Genomic DNA, 15,392 nt, shown 5'->3' on the forward strand with positions numbered 1-15,392 from the left:
TCAACGTAGTGTTGACACACCATTGCATTGGTCTGTGTGGTGTCCGGGCCAGCCAGCGACTTGGATGACACCGAACGACCACGGCTCACATCAGATCACCGCTTACGCCGGGGCGCAGGGGGCGTGATCCTCATCTCTCGCGGACCTGAACGTACCGGTCGACGGGTCATAAACCCATCGGAACGGTACGGGTCCAGCGAAACCGGGCCGGGTTGAACGGCCCGAGTCCGCGATGCGTTCTTCGCATTTCTTCGAATGCCTGGGTTGTACTTAACCCCGTCGAACTACCGGCGCCACGTCATGCGATTTCATGCCGGAAGAGGCGGGATAACTGACCGGATCGATCCGGAACGGAGAGGGATCTGTCGGAGACGGCGTCTGTGGGTCGACACGGTGATCATGTCCGGGGCGTTCCGGTCACTCGGCGTCGAAAACGAGAGATCGGGATCGGAGCGCCCGGAGAGCTACTCCTCGTCGATGTACTCGATACCCTGCTTCGAGACGTTGGCCTTGGTGATGTCGTCGAGGTCGTTGAGCCAGAACTCGTCGTCCGCCTCGTCGACTTCGGGGGCGCTGTCCTTCCAGGCCCACCCCTCGTACTCGTGGACCTTCTGGGTCCCCTTCTCTCGGAGGCGGAGCGTCGTTCGCTGCGCCTCCTCCTCAGAGGGCGCCGGTTCGAGGGTTCGAGCCGCTTTGAGCGCCGCCTGACGCGGCATGTTTCCCGAGAACTCGCTCGGTTCCGATCCGTCTTCCTCTCGAAGGGCAAAGTTTCGCTTACCGTCTTCACGTACCATGGTTTTGCCTCCGTGTGACACCAGCACACAGTGTGTAATAAATATATCGGGGAAATGAAAGCTGTGAGCCACAATTTTTATATACTACCTCGGCGGCGGCTGGCGGTTTGGGGCCCAGCGCGGGAGGGAGACGGTCGATCGACGGCGATTCGCAGGAGCGTTCGGCGCGCGCGACAGGCCAGTTCGGGGTTCGGGGGGGGATTTTCGAGGCACGCGCGCGACTCGCCGGAGCCCGAGTACGCGTAAACAACACTTATGTGTCTGCTATGGCGAAGGGCGACAAGCACACCCGCGATGGTCCGCAAAAAGAAGCTCAGCCCCAGTGGCGCCAAGGACGACGACGGGGAGTACCACAACGTCCACGTGAACCTCCACGAAGACGAACTCGCCGTCGCCGGCATGGAGATCGGCGACGAGGTGTTCGTCCGGGTCCGAGACGGGAAGATAATCATTCAGAAGGCGGACGCCAACCCCGACCAGCTCGAACACGACTTCTGACGCGGACCGCGGGAGTTCGATACGGTTTTACCGCCGAGCGACCGCCACGCGGACCGCTGTCGGCGGATTAATTGTCGCTCGTGACGAGGGTCAGACGATGGGCGCGTACGACCTGTTGAAACCGGCGCTGTTCCGGCTTCCGCCGGAGACCGCACACGGACTGATTCATCGACTGCTCGGCGGCGTTCAGGGGACGCCCGTCGGCTCCGCGCTCGCTGATCGATACGTCGTCGACGACGAGCGGCTCACGGTCGACGCGGTCGGGTCGTCCTTCCCGAATCCGGTCGGTATCGCCGCCGGGTTCGACAAGAACGCGCGCGTCCCGCGGGCGCTGGCGTCGCTCGGCTTCGGCCACGTCGAGGTGGGCGGCGTCACCGCCGAGCGACAGCCCGGAAACCCGCGCCCGCGACTGTTCCGACTGCCCGAAGACGAGGCGCTCGTCAACCGGATGGGGTTCAACAACGAGGGGGCCGACAGGGTCGGTGAGCGCCTCGACCGCGACCCCCTCCCGGAGGTGCCCGTCGGGATCAACATCGGGAAGTCGAAGTCGACGCCCCTCGACGAGGCCCCGGACGACTACCTGTACACGTACGAGCGCGTCGCGGACGCGGGCGACTACTTCGTCGTCAACGTCTCCAGCCCGAACACCCCGGGGCTCCGCGAGCTACAGAACCGCGAGGCCTTGGAGCGAATCCTCGGGACGCTCGACGACGCCGGCGCGGATCCGCTGCTCGTGAAACTCTCCCCCGACCTCCCGGAGCCGGCCGTCGAGGACGCGCTGGGAGTCGTCGACGACCTCGGCCTCGACGGAGTCATCGCCACCAACACGACGACGTCGCGGCCGGACTCGCTTCGGAGCCACAATCGGGCCGAACGCGGCGGCCTCTCGGGGAAGCCGATCGAGTCGCTCGCCACGGAGCGGGTCCGGTTCGTGGCGGAGCGCACCGACGTGCCGGTGATCGGCGTGGGCGGGGTCTCCGACGCCGCGGGCGCCTACGAGAAGATACGGGCGGGCGCCTCGCTGGTCCAGGTGTACACCGGACTCGTCTACGAGGGGCCGGGACTCGCGCGCGACGTCAACGAGGGACTCGTCGAACTGCTCGAACGCGACGGGTTCGACTCCGTCGAGGACGCCGTCGGCGCGGACCTGTGACCGAGGGAGAAACCGAAGAGAAGGGAGGGGGATCCTACGCGTCGTTGCGGACGATGACGACGACGTCGTCCGCCTGAAGCAGCTCGCCCTCGCCCCGGTACTGCCGCTCTTCCTCGACCGCGAACTCGTCGTCGACGAGCGTGACGCCCGCGACGTGAAGCTCGTCGCCGTCGATCTCGTACTCCCCCTGCGCTAAGGCGGCCTCGATGTCACCGACCTGGTCGCCGTACTTCGGCCCCACGGTGGCGTAGTCGAGGTCGATGCCCGTGATCACCGTCTCGACGGGCGCGTCGCCGTCGGGGTGGACCGCGAGGTCGTCGACGTGCATCACGCCGGTGATGTCGTCCTCGAAGCCGCGCACGTCGGCGTACACCTCCACCGCGTCGAGCGCGGCGGTGAGCGGGAGCTGGTTCTCGCTCTTGTACTTCCGGAGCGCGCCCACGACGGCCGTGGCGGCAGTCCCCGCGTCGCGGTCGGCCTCGATCCCCAGCGGCTCGGGCCAGTCGGCGAGGTGGATCGAGTCGCCCGCGCCGTCTGCGAGGGCGGTCCCGGCGGTCGCGTCGGCGTCCGCGGCGGTCGCATCGGAACCCGCGGCGGCCACGTCCGCGACGGCGTCCGCGTACATGTCGTGCCACAGCTCCTCGGTGACGTGCGCGAGGAGGGGCGCGAACAGCTTCAGGAACCGGCGGTGCGCGGTCCGGAGCGCGTACGCCGCGGCGTCGTCCTCGCGCTGTTTCGCGATCTCGAGGTAGTCGTCGCAGAACGTGTTCCAGAAGAAGCTCCGGAGCTCGTCGCGCGCCTTCGAGAACGCGCGGTCGTCGAGCAGCTCGGTGAGCCGCTCGACCTCGGCGTCGAGCTCGGCGAGCAGCCAGCGGTCGAGCTCGCGGAGCCCGTCGTCGGGCTCCTCGGGGAACGGCTCCGGCGCGAGCGACTCGACGAGCTTCGAGGCGTTCCACAGCTTCCGGATCAGCTTCTCGCCCGCGCGGAGGTCCTTCTCCTTGAACGGGAAGTCGTCGCCGACGGCGGTGCCGGCCGCCCAGTAGCGCGTGGCGTCGACCGGGAACTCATCGAGGACTTCCTCCGGCTCGACGACGTTGCCGACGGACTTCGACATCTTCTCGCGGTTCTCGTCGAGGACGTGCCCGTTGATCATCGTCTCCTCGAACGGGACCTCCCCGGTGTGCTCGTAGCACTTGACGAGGGTGTGGAACAGCCAGAAGCTGATGATGTCGTGGCCCTGCGGCCGGAGGTCGAACCGGTACAGCTCGGGGCGCTCCATCGCGAACTCCTCCGCTTCCTCGTCCCAGTCCCAGCCGGCGTTGATGAGCGGGGTGAGACTGGAGGTGGCCCACGTGTCGAGCACGTCGTCCTCCGGCTCGAACGCCTCGTGTCCGCACTCGGGACACGCGTCGACCGGCGGGTCGTCCGAGAGCGGGTCGACCGGCAGGTCCGCCTTCTCCGCGATGATCTCCTCGCCGCAGTCCTCGCAGTACCACACGGGGAACGGGATGCCCGAGGAGCGCTGGCGGGAGATGAGCCAGTCCCACTGGAGCCCCTCGACCCAGTGTTCGTACCGGGTGAACATCTTCTCGGGGGACCACTCCATCTCCCGGCCGACCTCGAGGTACTCGTCCGTCTTGTCGAGCATCTCGACGTACCACTGCTCGGTGACGAGGAACTCGACGCTCGTCCCGCAGCGCTCGTGGACGTTGACGGTGTGGGTGATGTCGCGGCGGTCTAACAGCGCGCCCGCCTCGTCGAGGTCCTCGACGATCGCCTCGCCGGCCTCCGAGGAGTGTAGTCCCTCGTACCCCTCGGCGACGTCGGTCATGTGCCCGGACTCGTCGATGGCGACCCGGAGGTCTAAGTCGTGGACCTGGTACCACTCGATGTCGTTCTGGTCGCCGAACGTACAGCACATCACGACCCCGGAGCCCGTCTCCATGTCGACGCGTTCGTCGGCGATGATCGGGACTTCGTGGCCGAACAGCGGGACCTCGGCGGACTCCCCGACGAGGCCCTGATTCTCGTCGTCGTCCGGGTGGACGAACACGGCGACGCAGGCCGGGAGGAGCTCGGGGCGCGTCGTCGAGATGGTGAACTCCTCGTCGCTGCCGGACACGCCGAAGGCGATGTCGTTGAAGTGGCTGCCCTGCTCGTCGTCCTCGGTCTCGACCTGCGAGATGGCGGTCTCGCACTCGGGACACCAGATCGCGGGGGCCTTCTCGCGGTACTCGCGGCCCTGATCGTAGAGGTCGACGAACGACAGCTGGGAGACGCGCTGGACGCGCGGCTCGATGGTCTGGTACGTGTGGTTCCAGTCGACGGAGACCCCGAGCGACTGGACGTTCTCGGTGAACTGCTCCTCGTACCCCGCGCAGACCTCCCGGCACTTCGCCTGGAACTCGCGCCGCTCGAACTCCTGGTGGCGAATGTCGAGTTCGTCCTCGGTGAGCCGTTCGGAGGCGATGCCGTTGTCGTCGTAGCCGAACGGGAAGAACGTCGAGCCGCCGTTCATCCGCTCGAAGCGGGCGACGAAGTCCTGGAGGGTGAACCCGTACAGGTGGCCCATGTGGAGGCTCCCCGATACCGTCGGCGGCGGGGTGTCGATGGAGAAGACGGTGTTCGGATCGGTCGGATCGTCGTCGTCGTAGGCGTACGTCTCCTCGTCGACCCACCGCCGCTGCCAGCGCGGCTCGACGGCGTCGGGGTCGTACTCACCACTGGGCATTTCACGCACACGTTCCGCCGGTTCCCCCTTAACGGACTCGGTTGTGTGGGGCGGCTTTGCGCGGTCAGGCGCGGCGAGGTGCGGTGAGGTGCGTGGAAAGCCGGTCAGACCGTGTCGTCGAGGTCGTGTTCGGCCGCCATCTTCGACGCCTCGGACGCGAACCGCTCGACCTCGTCCGCCGGGCTCTCGCCCAGCGCGCTCTCCTCGACCTCGCGGCCCGCGGTGATCCCGTCGCCCGTGACGAGCCGCTGCTCGGCCAGCTCCTTCGTGTGCATCCGCTCGCCGTCCTCCGTGGCGTAGGTGAGCCGCACGAGCCCCTTCGAGTCGAACTGCCGGTCGACGAGCCAGACGGTGGGCATGGGCGAGGATCGGTCCCTGCGAGATTTAAAAAGGGCGGTCGACGCGCGCGAGACCGGTAGTACGTCTCGCGATTGACTGACAAACCGAATGCGGTGGCGCGTGCCTGCGAGCGGCCGGAGCGAAGCGGAGGCCGTGAGTCGCACGCGCGAGGGACGCGGTGAGTGAGGGGCGACCGGAGGGAGCCCCGAGCGAGCCGCGAGGCTGGGGAGGCGTGAGGTGCGGTGTGGGGCGGGACTCAAAGGGGCGGTTCTCCGGTGGCCTGTCAGCGAATCCAAATCGACCGGACTTTCGCCCCTCTCGTCGCCACCGCTTTGTATCGGCTCGCCGAACCGGTGGTCATGTACGTCGAGTTCGACCGCGACACCTGCGTCGGGATGTTCCAGTGCGTCGCCGAGTGGGACGCCTTCGAGAAGGACCTGAACGACGGGAAGGCCGACCTGAAGGGGAGCACCGAGGAGGAGGAGGACCTGTTCGTCGTCGAGGTGCCCGACGGCGAGGAGTTCGACGCGAAGTTCGCGGCGCGCGTCTGCCCGGTCGACGCCATCGAAGTGTACGACGACGACGGCGAACAGGTGGTGTAGAGGGTTCGAGATCCGAGAGGTTGCTGTGTGTCGAGGGAGAACACTTCCAAAGCCCCAGCCACGACGGCTCGCGCGGCTCGGTGTCGTTCGAAAGGCGCTCCGCGCCTTTCGTGATGTCGTCAGAACGCGGAGCGTTCTGACTGCTAGCCAGAAATCTCCGATTTCTGGCGATGACGAGACGCCTTCGGCGTCTCGAACCACGCTCCTCGGTCGCTCGGTCGCTGACGCTCCCTCGCTGCGGTGCTTCCGTCGCCGTGCTTCGCCCTCGCGGCTGCCCCTTTGAGTCCCGCCCCGCGCCGCTCCGCACAGCACCTCACCCCTCCCCAGCCTCGCGGCTCACGCTTCGCGGCTTCGCCGCTCGCGTTCGCCGCGTCCCTCGCACGCGCTGCTTCGCGGCCTCCGCTTCGCTCCGGCCGCTCGCAGGCGCGCGCCGGGGTGAATGATTGAGGAAGCGTGTCGCCCTTACTCGGCTCTATTTACAAGTGATCGCCCACGTCCTCGGCGAAGTACGTGACGATCAGGTCCGCGCCCGCGCGCTTGAGCGCGGTGAGCGACTCAAGCGCGGTCGCCTCCAAGTCGAGCCACCCCTTCTCCGCGGCGGCGTGGAGCATCGCGTACTCGCCCGAGACGTTGTACGCGGCGATGGGGCGGTCGAACTCCCGCCGGAGGTCGCCGACGACGTCGAGGTACGGCAGCCCGGGCTTCACCATCAACACGTCGGCCCCCTGCTCGGCGTCGAGCCGCGCCTCCCGGAGCGCCTCGCGGCGGTTCGCGGGATCCATCTGGTAGTGTCGGCGGTCACCGAACGCGGGCGCGCCGTCGGCCGCGTCGCGGAACGGGCCGTAGAAGGCGGACTCGTACTTCGCGGCGTAGCTCAGGACGGCGACGTCCTCGTGGCCCGCGGCGTCGAGCGCCTCGCGGATCGCTCTCACCTGTCCGTCGGTCATCGACGAGGGAGCGACCACGTCCGCGCCCGCGTCGGCCTGCGAGACGGCGGTGCGCGCGAGGAGGTCGAGCGTCTCGTCGTTCTTGACGGTGAGCGTCGGGTCCGACTCGGCGGTCTCCTCGATCACGCCGCAGTGACCGTGGTCGGTGTACTCGCAGAGGCAGACGTCGCCGATCACGGTGACGTCCGTCTCGGCGGAGAGACGGCGTGTCGCGCGCTGGACGACGCCGTCGTCGGCGTACGCGCGGCTCCCGGACGCGTCCTTCGACTCCGGGACGCCGAAGAGGATCACGGCCTCGACGCCGGTCTCGCGGATCTCCGCGACGCGGTCGACCGCCTCGTCGACCGGGACGCGCTCGTGGCCGGGCATCGTCTCGATGGGCACGCGCTCGTCGGTCGTCGCGTCGACGAAGACGGGCGCGACCAGGTCCGACGCCGAGAGGTCGGTCTCGGCGACGAGCGGGCGAACGCCGTCGGTTCGAAGGCGGCGCGGCCGGTCCGTGAGGTCCATACCGACCGGTTGGTCCCGCGCGGCCTTTTAGCGTTCGTCTCGGCTCCGGTCGGCTCGGACTCGGCCGGCTCGGCGGTTGCTCGACGGTGAGAGGGGTCGCTCGACGGGGAGGGGATCCGGGCGCCGCGGCTACTCGGACGACTCGATGTCGATCCGGTCGCGGAGCGCCGCGAGCTCGTCCGACTCCGCGAGCTCCTCGACGCGCTGTTTGAAGTGGGACTCGCAGAGGCCGACGACCACGCCGCGCTGCTCCGCTTCGTACGTGGCCTCCCGGTCGCAGTAGTGACACCGCATACGCGCCACTCCGTTCGGGGCGGGCTTAATCCTGTTCGTCGGAGGCGGCCGGGGCGGGAGGGTCTCCGGCCGCGAGCTCCTCGACCGAGACCGGCTCGGGCAGTCGCTCGCGGACGGGGTCGAACGCAGAGACCGTCAGGCCGGCGACGCCGAGCGTCCGCTCGTGCGCGTCGGTCCCGCCGGTTCTGAGCAGATCGTTCTCAGCGGCGAGGCGGTCGATCCGCGCGTCGTCGACCGCGCGGTCGTACGGGTAGAAGCGCTCGACCGCCTCGACCGCGTCGCGGTCGCGGGCGACGCCGAGCGCCTCGTCGACGCGGTCGTACCGGAACGGGTGCGCGAGCCCGACGAGGGCGCAGGCGTCCGCGAGCAGGTCGAGCCCCTCGTCGAGCGGCGTCACGTCGCGGGCGACGTAGCAGGGACCGTCGTTCCCGATCAGCTCGTCGAACGCCTCGGCGTAGTCGTAGGGCGCGTCGGACGCGTCGATGGCCCGGGCGATGTGCGGTCGTCCCAGTCCGGCGCGGGGCTCGACGTCGAGGTCGACGCCGAGACGGTCCTCGACCGACTCGAGGATCGCGGCGCCGCGCTCCCGGCGGTCGCGCTGGAGGCGGTCGATCTCCGCGTCGAGCGCGTCGGTGTGCTCGACGCCGTACCCGAGGAGGTCCAGGCGCTCGAAGCCGGCGTCGACGCGGAGTTCGATCCCGCGGGCGATCCGGACGCCGTCGCGCTCGACGACCGGCGCGTCGAGACCGGGGTGGATCCGGTCGTGGTCGGTGACGGCGACCCAGTCCACGCCCGCCTCGCGGGCGGCCGCGGGCACCTCGTCGAGGGTCAGGGTCCCGTCCGAGACGGTCGTGTGCGCGTGAAGGTCGGCGACGACGGGATCGCCGGGGGCGTCGGAATCGACGGAATCGACGGAATCGACGGGCATGAAGGCGAATAGCCGCGCCCGACACTAAGCGGCGGCGGTCCCGACCGCGGCCGGGAAAGATCGAATATAAGGCAGTATAAGGTATTCCCTCCGACTAAGGTCGTACATGGACAATCATTAAGAACCGTCGGCGGTTTCCGTCCGTTGATGCGCTTGAACGGCGTCGACGACCGACTCGAACGGCACCAGTACCCGACCACCTCTGAGGAAATCATCGCGGCTCACGGCAACGCGACCGTAGAGCTCGCGAACGGGTCCGAGCGGCTCGGCGACGTCTTGGAGCGGTTCGGCGATCAGACGTTCGAGGACGCGGAGGACGTGTTCACCACGATCCGCGCCGGCGTCTGTCACCGCGGCGTCGGTCGCCGGTTCTACTCGGACCGCGACCCGACCACCGACGCGGAGGAGGGGCCCTCGCCGGTCTCGTTCTGACGCGCCGAACCGACCGGAGTCCGTACCCCCGTTTTCGAAGGCCGATCGCGGAGCGTCCCGTCCCGCAGAGCGACGCGGCTACGGGTCGAGGTCGACGGCCCCGGAGAGGTCGAGCGGGACCGACCCCTGCTGATACCCTTCTATCGAGCCGCCGGGGTCGGCGCGGTAGACGACCGCTGGCTTGTGACGGACCGCGGGCTCGGCCTCGCGCACGGCCGCCCACTCGTCGGCCGGGAACGACGAGCAGTCGACGAACAGCGTGACGCCGCCCGCGTGGGCCGCGAGCTGCCCGCTCGTCTTCGTCTCGACGGTGTCGCGGACGGCGGCGACGGGGTCGCTCGCGGAGCGCCCGGCGGTCGGCTGCGGGCGCGTCACCTCGACGAGCCGGCCGGCGCCCGTCTCGGGGTCCGTCGCGCGGAAGTCGAGCGAGTGGCCCGTCGTCACCTCGATCTCCGGGGTGACTTCGTAGCTCGCCTCGGTGAGGATCCGGGCCGCGGTGAACTCGGCTATCGCCGCGCTCATCCGGACGAGGTCCCGCGAGGCGGAGGTGCCGAGCTTCCCGGCCATGACCTCGCGGTAGTCGTCGAGCGTCCCCGGCCGGAGGGTCTCCTCGACGAATCCGGTCCCCGACTCGCGGGTCGCGTCCGGGAACCCTGCCGCGTGCTCGCGGAAGAACGCACGGCTCGTCTCCGCGCCGTCCTTCGAGCAGAACACGGGCAGGAAGTACCACGAGACGTGCGGGTAGTCGGCAAGCCACGGCTCGTCGTCGTGGAGCCCGGCGAGCAGCTCCCGCTGGGCCCACCGCGAGACCGGGTACGGGACCTCGTCGAAGCCGTACTTGTCCGTCCGCCAGAGTTCGCTCGGCGTCTCCGTGTTACCGAGCCAGTACCCCGTCGGCCCTCCGTCGGCGTCGGGCGGGGGGTCCGCGTCGTCGCCGGTCCAGCAGAACAGCGCGAACGACCCGTCGTCCATGTCGAACCGGCGCGCCTCGTAATCGGGGGGCGGCGCGAACCACGGGGCGCCGGCGGTCGCTCCGAGGCTCTCGTCGAGCGGTCGGCCGATCTGCGAACGGACTCGGTCCGGACCCCACCGACCGGGCGAACGCCTGAAACGGAGCGGTTGTGCCACGGACGTGTGGTATCACGCCCCGAGGTTAATCGATTCCGGTGGGCGGACCCGGACGTTCACGGTTTATGATGCTTTTGGCGACAGGTATATTACAGGAAACGGCCAAGTGTGACTGTACCATGTCAATGGGTGCCTATGATGAGGCGGAACACGAGCGTCGCGAGAAGAAGACCAGCGAAGTCGACGCCGACTTCGACGCGGAGCGGCCCGAGTACTCCGGGTCCCTGACCTACGATTCGGGCGACTCGACGGAGGCACTCCTCAACAAGTTCGAAGAGCTTCAAGAGAAGTGACGCGGCCGCTGGGGCGCCGCGCCTTCTGATTCCGTTCTCGAACGCCGCTAGCGACGACTCGACTCTCGATAGCGATCGATAGCGATCGGTCGAACGCCGCCGGTCCCGACGCTCGCGAGCGACGTCGTGACGCTCACGAGAGGAGGATGGCCGCCGTACAGACGACCGCGACCGCGACGACGTGACCCACCACCGCGCCGAGCAGCACCGGTTCGGTGAGCAGGAACGGCACGAGCGCGAGTTGGACGGCCGAGAAGCCGATATTCTCGGCGTCGAGTCGACGGACCGTCGACCGCTCGTCGGCCGGGAGGTCGACGTGGACCGCGCGCCACAGCGCGACGACGGCGCTCCACCACGAGGTGCCGATACGGTACGTGAGATCCCAGAGGACGAGCAGCGTGAGGTAGACGACCGGAATCGGCGGATCCGGGCCGAAGAGCCGATCGATGAGTGTGCCGTCCCACGCGAACAGGTACGTCACCAGCGCGATGAACGCCAGCACGCCCAACACGATCTCGATGCTCGACCCGAACAGCAGCCGCTTGTGTTCGGGGGGCGTCCCGAGCAGCCGGTTTTTCGCGCCCAGTCGGTGCATCTCGACGCTCCCGACGGCGGCGACGACGACGGCGACCGTCCCGGCGGCGACGGCGTTCCAGGTCCCGTAGTACCAGCCGAGCGTCACCACCCCCAGTTCGAAGAGGGCAAACTGGATCGCGACCGCCAGCGTCCGGGAGATCCCCAGGCCGGGGATCCCGCCGACGAGGCTCTCGTACACCCACGTCTCGCCGTAGTTGCGGCTCACGAGGAGACCCCGGGGAGCGCGCTCAGTCGGGATCGCTCGGAACCTCGCGACTCGGTCAGCGCCCGCGCGACCGCGAGTTCGAAGGGGGTCCGCTCCACGGCGACGAACTCGCGGATCCGATCGTCTTCGACGATCACGGTGTTGCGGAGCCCCTCGACCAGCGAGCGGGCGAGGTACGGGTTCACGTCGGTGACGAGTCGAAGCCACCGGGCGGACAGCCCCGGGCTCAACACCGGCACCCTGACGATCCGGAGCCCGCCCCCGAGCTGTCGCCTGGCCCGGCGGAGGATCTCGGCGTACGTCAACACCTCCGGCCCGCCGATCTCGAAGGTCTCGCCCGCGGTCTCGGGGACGTCGAGGACGCCGGCGAGGTACGCTATCACGTCCGCGACCGCGATCGGCTGACACAGCGTGTCGACCCACTTCGGGGTGACCATTACCGGGAGCCGTCGCGCGAGCCCGGCGATCACCTCGAAGCTGGCGCTGCCGGCGCCGATGATGATCGCGGCCCGGAGCGTCGTGAGCGCCGGGTCGCCCTCGGCGAGGATCCGCTCCACCTCGCGGCGCGACCGGAGGTGCTCGGAGAGCTCCTCGCGGTCCTCCCCGAGCCCGCCGAGGTAGACGATCCGGTCGATCCCCGCCTCGGACGCGGCCGCGGCGAAGTTGGTCGCGCAGTTCCGGTCGCGCTCCTCGTACCCCGGGCCGCCGTCCATCGAGTGGACGAGGTAGTACGCGGCGTCGACCGCCTCGCCGTCGAGTTCGAAGGCGGGCGGGAGCGTCTCCGGTTCCAGGAGGTCGCCCTCGACGACCGAGACGCCCTCGGGCGCGTCGTAGCCGTCGGCGTCGCGGACGAGCGCGACCACGTCGTGGCCGCGCGCCAGAAGCGTCGGGACCAGTCGGCTCCCGACGAATCCGGTCGCGCCGGTGACGAGCACTCGCATACCGTCTCGTGGGGCGGAACGACCATAAGCCCCGGCCCGCGCGGAGGGCGGTCGGAGCCACACGCGTCGGGAGGCGAGACGCGAGGCGGAACCCCCTGTGGACCGGACCGCGGACCGATCGCTAGAAGTGCCCCCGGGTTCCTCGTCCGGTATGCGCGCAGGAGAGTTCGAACCGGTCCGGGGCGTCGAGGACCTGTACGTCCACGACACCGGCATGTTCGACACCGACGAGTACGGCGCCGTCTACGTGTACGACGCCGAGCGACCGATCGTGATAGACACCGGGACGGGGGCGAACCGGGAGGTCCTCTTCGAGAGCATCGAGGCGATCGGGATCGACCGCGAGGAGCTCGCGTGGATCCTGCCGACTCACGCCCACCTCGACCACGCCGGGGGGGCGGGTTACCTCGCGGCGCGGTACCCGAACGCGGCGGTCCGGGTGCCCGAGAAGGGCGTCCGGCACCTCGTCGACCCGGGGGCGCTCGTCGCCGGCACCAAGTCGGCGGTCGGAGACCAGTGGGAGTACTACGCGGAGCCGAAACCGATCCCCGACGATCGGATCGAAGGGGTGAGCGGGGGCGACCGGATCGACCTCGGCGACCGCGAGCTCGTCGTTCACGACGCGCCCGGTCACGCGCCCCACCACGCGATCTATCACGACCCCGACGCCGGCGTCGTGTTCGCCGCCGACGCCGCGGGCATCTACGTCCCCGAGGTCGACGCGGTGACCCCGACGACGCCGCCGCCGCAGTTCGACTTCGAGGAGTGCCTCGACGACATCCGACTGATCGAGGAGCTCGACCCCGACACGCTCTGTTTCGGCCACTTCGGCCCGCGGGACTGCGACGCGGACCTGATCGGCGAGGCGAAGCGGGCGTACGTCGAGTGGGTCGAGCGCGTCCGCGAGAAGCGCGCCGAACTCGGTGACGACGAGGCGGTCGTCGACCACTTCGAGGCGGCGAGCCGCGACGTCGACTACTGGAACCCCGAGCGCGCCAGGGCGAACACGAGCCTGAATGCGCGCGGCGTGTTGACGTATCTCGATCGGATCGACGGCGAGGAGTGACTCGCCGGGGAGACGCGGCGAGACGTGACTCGCCGGGGAGACGCGACGGAGATTCGACTACCGGCGAGACGCGACGCGGACCCGCCGAGAGAAACGCCCTAAACCCCGCCGTCCGTAGGCCAGACCAGATGGGCATCTTCGACACGATCCGGGCCGTGCTCGGGACGAGCGCCGAGACCGACGCGACCCGCGACGCGGACCCCGAGGACCTCTTCGGGATGTCGACCGCGTACATGACGATGGAGGCTGACCTCCGGTACGACCACTGCGGGGAGGCCGCGCTCTGCTTCTCCGGGATGGACAGCACCCGCTTCGACGAGGCGGTCGAGACCGTCGAGGCCATTCTGGACGCCGGCGAGATAGAGACCGGAACCGGCTTTCACCGCCACGAGGACGACCACGGCTACCAGTGGTTCGTCTTAGAGGACGACGACCCGGAAGACCTGGTGACGAGCGTCCACTTCGCCGCCGACCAGTTCATCGAGGAGGGGTTCGGGTCGCGGCTGCTCGCGGCCGTGTTCGGCTTCGAGAACGACGACGGTCCGGCCTACTGGATCTACTCGTTCCGGCGCGGCGCGTACTACCCGTTCGCGCCGCGGGGGACGAACGACCGGAACCAGCGGATAGAGTTCAAACTCCAGTCGGTCCTCGACGGGGAACTCGGCTTAGAGGACGACGAGTCCTACTGGTACCCCCTCTGGCCCGACGCGCCCGGGAACCACCCGTGGGAGTGAGCGCCGATTCGACGGCGGTGACCAGATGAGCGACGAGCGCGACCCGAGCCCCGAGCCGGACCCCGTGGGCGGAACTGACGCAAGAGGGCGAAACACCCCGAAGAAGCGACTGCTGCGCGGGATCGCCGTCCAGGCCACGGTCGTCGCCGCGGCGGTCCACCTGCTGTGGGCGTGGCCGCGGCTGGGATCGCCGCCGGACGCGCGTCCCTACTTCTTCCTCGCGGGGAGCGCGCTCGCGGCCGCGGTCGCCGTCGCGACCCTCCGGGGCGGGGAGTACCGGCGGCTGTACGCGCTCGGCGCGGGGACGCTCGGGGCGTTCCTCGGCGGGTTCCTCGCGTGGCACGGGGGCGACGCGGCCGCGGCGCTGGCGGCGGAGCCGCTGGCGGTCGTCGCGGTGATCGTCGAGGTCGTCGGCGTCGGCGCCTACCTCGCGCTCTACCGCCTCGCGCCGCCGACGAGCGTCGCCGTCGAGCGGCGGCGAGGGGAGGAGCCGGACGAGAGGGAAAAGAAGGAAGCCGAGGAGGGGAAACGGAAGGAAGCCGAGGAGGAGCCGTCGTGACCGGCGCGTATCGGACGGTGGCCGAGCGCGCGACCGCGCGGTTCGAGGTCCGCGGCTCGGAGTTCCTCGGGCACGTCGCCCCCGTCGACACGGTCGACGCGGCGGAGTCGTTCGTCGCGGACGTCCGCGAGGAGTACGGCGACGCGACCCACAACGTGCCCGCGTACCGGGTGCCCGCGGGCGAGCCCTCGGAGCGCGCACCGGGCTCGGAGCCGATGCTCAGGGAGTACTCGTCGGACGACGGCGAGCCGACCGGCTCCGCGGGCAAGCCCGCGCTGAACGTCCTCCAGCAGCGCGAGGTCCGGAACGTCGCCGCGGTGGTGACGCGGTACTACGGCGGGACGAATCTCGGGGTCGGCGGGCTCGCGCGCGCCTACTCGCGAGCGGTGAAGGAAGGGGTCGACGGCGCCGGCGTGATCGAGGAGCGGCCCCACCGCACTCTCGTCGTCGAGACCGAGTACGACGACTCCGGGACGGTCAGGGGCGTGATCGAGTCGACCGGCGTCGAGTTCGACGCCGACTACGGCGAGCGCGTCCGGTTCGACCTTCGGGTGCCGGTCGCGGAGGTCGACCCGCTTCGCGAGCGCCTCAACGACGCGACGAGCGGGCGGGTAGAGATCGACCGGTAGCGGTCGCGGGCG

18 protein-coding genes are annotated in these 15,392 nt (G+C 69.4%); 9 read left to right on the top strand and 9 right to left on the bottom strand.

Features of this window, described 5'->3' with window-relative positions; translation table 11 throughout:
- Nucleotides 1–464: 464 nt before the first annotated feature.
- Nucleotides 465–794, bottom strand: coding sequence for a non-histone chromosomal MC1 family protein (locus tag EXE42_RS09635; RefSeq protein WP_092919197.1), 330 nt, complete (start codon nt 792–794; stop codon nt 465–467).
- 294 nt (nt 795–1,088) lie between these two features.
- Between EXE42_RS09635 and EXE42_RS09640 the strand changes: the two genes are divergently transcribed.
- Together EXE42_RS09640 and EXE42_RS09645 are read left to right on the top strand one after the other, a co-directional pair.
- Nucleotides 1,089–1,292, top strand: a complete 204-nt coding sequence (locus tag EXE42_RS09640) for a hypothetical protein (protein WP_092919199.1) — start codon at nt 1,089–1,091, stop codon at nt 1,290–1,292.
- A gap of 97 nt (nt 1,293–1,389) precedes the next feature.
- Nucleotides 1,390–2,445, top strand: a complete 1,056-nt coding sequence (locus EXE42_RS09645) for a quinone-dependent dihydroorotate dehydrogenase (protein WP_137706413.1) — start codon at nt 1,390–1,392, stop codon at nt 2,443–2,445.
- 34 nt (nt 2,446–2,479) lie between these two features.
- Here EXE42_RS09645 and EXE42_RS09650 read toward each other — a convergent pair whose 3' ends face one another.
- Together EXE42_RS09650 and EXE42_RS09655 are read right to left on the bottom strand one after the other, a co-directional pair.
- Nucleotides 2,480–5,176: a valine--tRNA ligase gene (locus EXE42_RS09650; RefSeq protein ID WP_137706414.1), complete on the bottom strand. Its 2,697-nt coding sequence runs from the start codon at nt 5,174–5,176 to the stop codon at nt 2,480–2,482.
- A 104-nt stretch (nt 5,177–5,280) separates the two neighbouring features.
- On the bottom strand, nt 5,281–5,535 hold the full coding sequence (locus tag EXE42_RS09655) for a hypothetical protein (RefSeq protein WP_092919205.1): 255 nt from the start codon (nt 5,533–5,535) through the stop codon (nt 5,281–5,283).
- 339 nt (nt 5,536–5,874) lie between these two features.
- Between EXE42_RS09655 and EXE42_RS09660 the strand changes: the two genes are divergently transcribed.
- Entirely contained in the window at nt 5,875–6,117 is a 243-nt protein-coding gene (locus tag EXE42_RS09660; protein ID WP_092919208.1) for a ferredoxin, read from the top strand.
- A 476-nt stretch (nt 6,118–6,593) separates the two neighbouring features.
- Here EXE42_RS09660 and hemB read toward each other — a convergent pair whose 3' ends face one another.
- From hemB to EXE42_RS09670, 3 genes are all read right to left on the bottom strand, one after another.
- Nucleotides 6,594–7,574: a porphobilinogen synthase gene (hemB, locus tag EXE42_RS09665; protein WP_137706415.1), complete on the bottom strand. Its 981-nt coding sequence runs from the start codon at nt 7,572–7,574 to the stop codon at nt 6,594–6,596.
- Nucleotides 7,575–7,703: 129 nt separating this feature from the next.
- A complete protein-coding gene (locus EXE42_RS19320; RefSeq protein WP_199233636.1) occupies nt 7,704–7,868 on the bottom strand; it encodes a DUF6757 family protein in 165 nt (54 codons plus the stop codon).
- A 25-nt stretch (nt 7,869–7,893) separates the two neighbouring features.
- Nucleotides 7,894–8,796: a PHP domain-containing protein gene (locus EXE42_RS09670; protein WP_137694639.1), complete on the bottom strand. Its 903-nt coding sequence runs from the start codon at nt 8,794–8,796 to the stop codon at nt 7,894–7,896.
- Nucleotides 8,797–8,943: 147 nt separating this feature from the next.
- Here EXE42_RS09670 and EXE42_RS09675 point away from each other — a divergent pair, with 147 nt between their 5' ends.
- On the top strand, nt 8,944–9,228 hold the full coding sequence (locus EXE42_RS09675) for a DUF2795 domain-containing protein (RefSeq protein ID WP_137706416.1): 285 nt from the start codon (nt 8,944–8,946) through the stop codon (nt 9,226–9,228).
- 78 nt (nt 9,229–9,306) lie between these two features.
- Here EXE42_RS09675 and EXE42_RS09680 read toward each other — a convergent pair whose 3' ends face one another.
- Entirely contained in the window at nt 9,307–10,356 is a 1,050-nt protein-coding gene (locus EXE42_RS09680; RefSeq protein ID WP_092919216.1) for a DUF5784 family protein, read from the bottom strand.
- 125 nt (nt 10,357–10,481) lie between these two features.
- On the opposite strand from EXE42_RS09680, the gene EXE42_RS18565 reads away from it, so the two are divergent.
- Nucleotides 10,482–10,649, top strand: a complete 168-nt coding sequence (locus tag EXE42_RS18565; RefSeq protein WP_241988368.1) for a DUF5786 family protein — start codon at nt 10,482–10,484, stop codon at nt 10,647–10,649.
- Between the two features lie 133 nt (nt 10,650–10,782).
- Here EXE42_RS18565 and EXE42_RS09685 read toward each other — a convergent pair whose 3' ends face one another.
- Together EXE42_RS09685 and EXE42_RS09690 are read right to left on the bottom strand one after the other, a co-directional pair.
- Complete coding sequence (locus EXE42_RS09685) at nt 10,783–11,451, bottom strand: hypothetical protein (RefSeq protein WP_092919218.1); 669 nt, start codon at nt 11,449–11,451, stop codon at nt 10,783–10,785.
- Nucleotides 11,448–12,392 (bottom strand): NAD(P)H-binding protein, encoded by a 945-nt coding sequence (locus EXE42_RS09690; RefSeq protein WP_137706417.1) that lies wholly within the window; start codon nt 12,390–12,392, stop codon nt 11,448–11,450. Before EXE42_RS09690 ends, EXE42_RS09685 begins: the two co-directional genes overlap by 4 nt.
- Nucleotides 12,393–12,543: 151 nt before the next feature.
- Between EXE42_RS09690 and EXE42_RS09695 the strand changes: the two genes are divergently transcribed.
- From EXE42_RS09695 to EXE42_RS09710, 4 genes are all read left to right on the top strand, one after another.
- The gene (locus tag EXE42_RS09695) at nt 12,544–13,458 is read left to right on the top strand and encodes an MBL fold metallo-hydrolase (protein ID WP_137706418.1); all 915 of its coding nucleotides are present in this window, start codon (nt 12,544–12,546) and stop codon (nt 13,456–13,458) included.
- A 128-nt stretch (nt 13,459–13,586) separates the two neighbouring features.
- Nucleotides 13,587–14,192, top strand: a complete 606-nt coding sequence (locus EXE42_RS09700) for a hypothetical protein (protein WP_092919224.1) — start codon at nt 13,587–13,589, stop codon at nt 14,190–14,192.
- A 25-nt stretch (nt 14,193–14,217) separates the two neighbouring features.
- A complete protein-coding gene (locus EXE42_RS09705) occupies nt 14,218–14,751 on the top strand; it encodes a hypothetical protein (protein WP_137694645.1) in 534 nt (177 codons plus the stop codon).
- Nucleotides 14,748–15,380 (top strand): YigZ family protein, encoded by a 633-nt coding sequence (locus EXE42_RS09710; protein WP_137706419.1) that lies wholly within the window; start codon nt 14,748–14,750, stop codon nt 15,378–15,380. Before EXE42_RS09705 ends, EXE42_RS09710 begins: the two co-directional genes overlap by 4 nt.
- Nucleotides 15,381–15,392 lie beyond the last annotated feature (12 nt).

Source organism: Halorubrum sp. SP3, assembly GCF_005435195.1.
Lineage (GTDB): Archaea > Halobacteriota > Halobacteria > Halobacteriales > Haloferacaceae > Halorubrum > Halorubrum sodomense.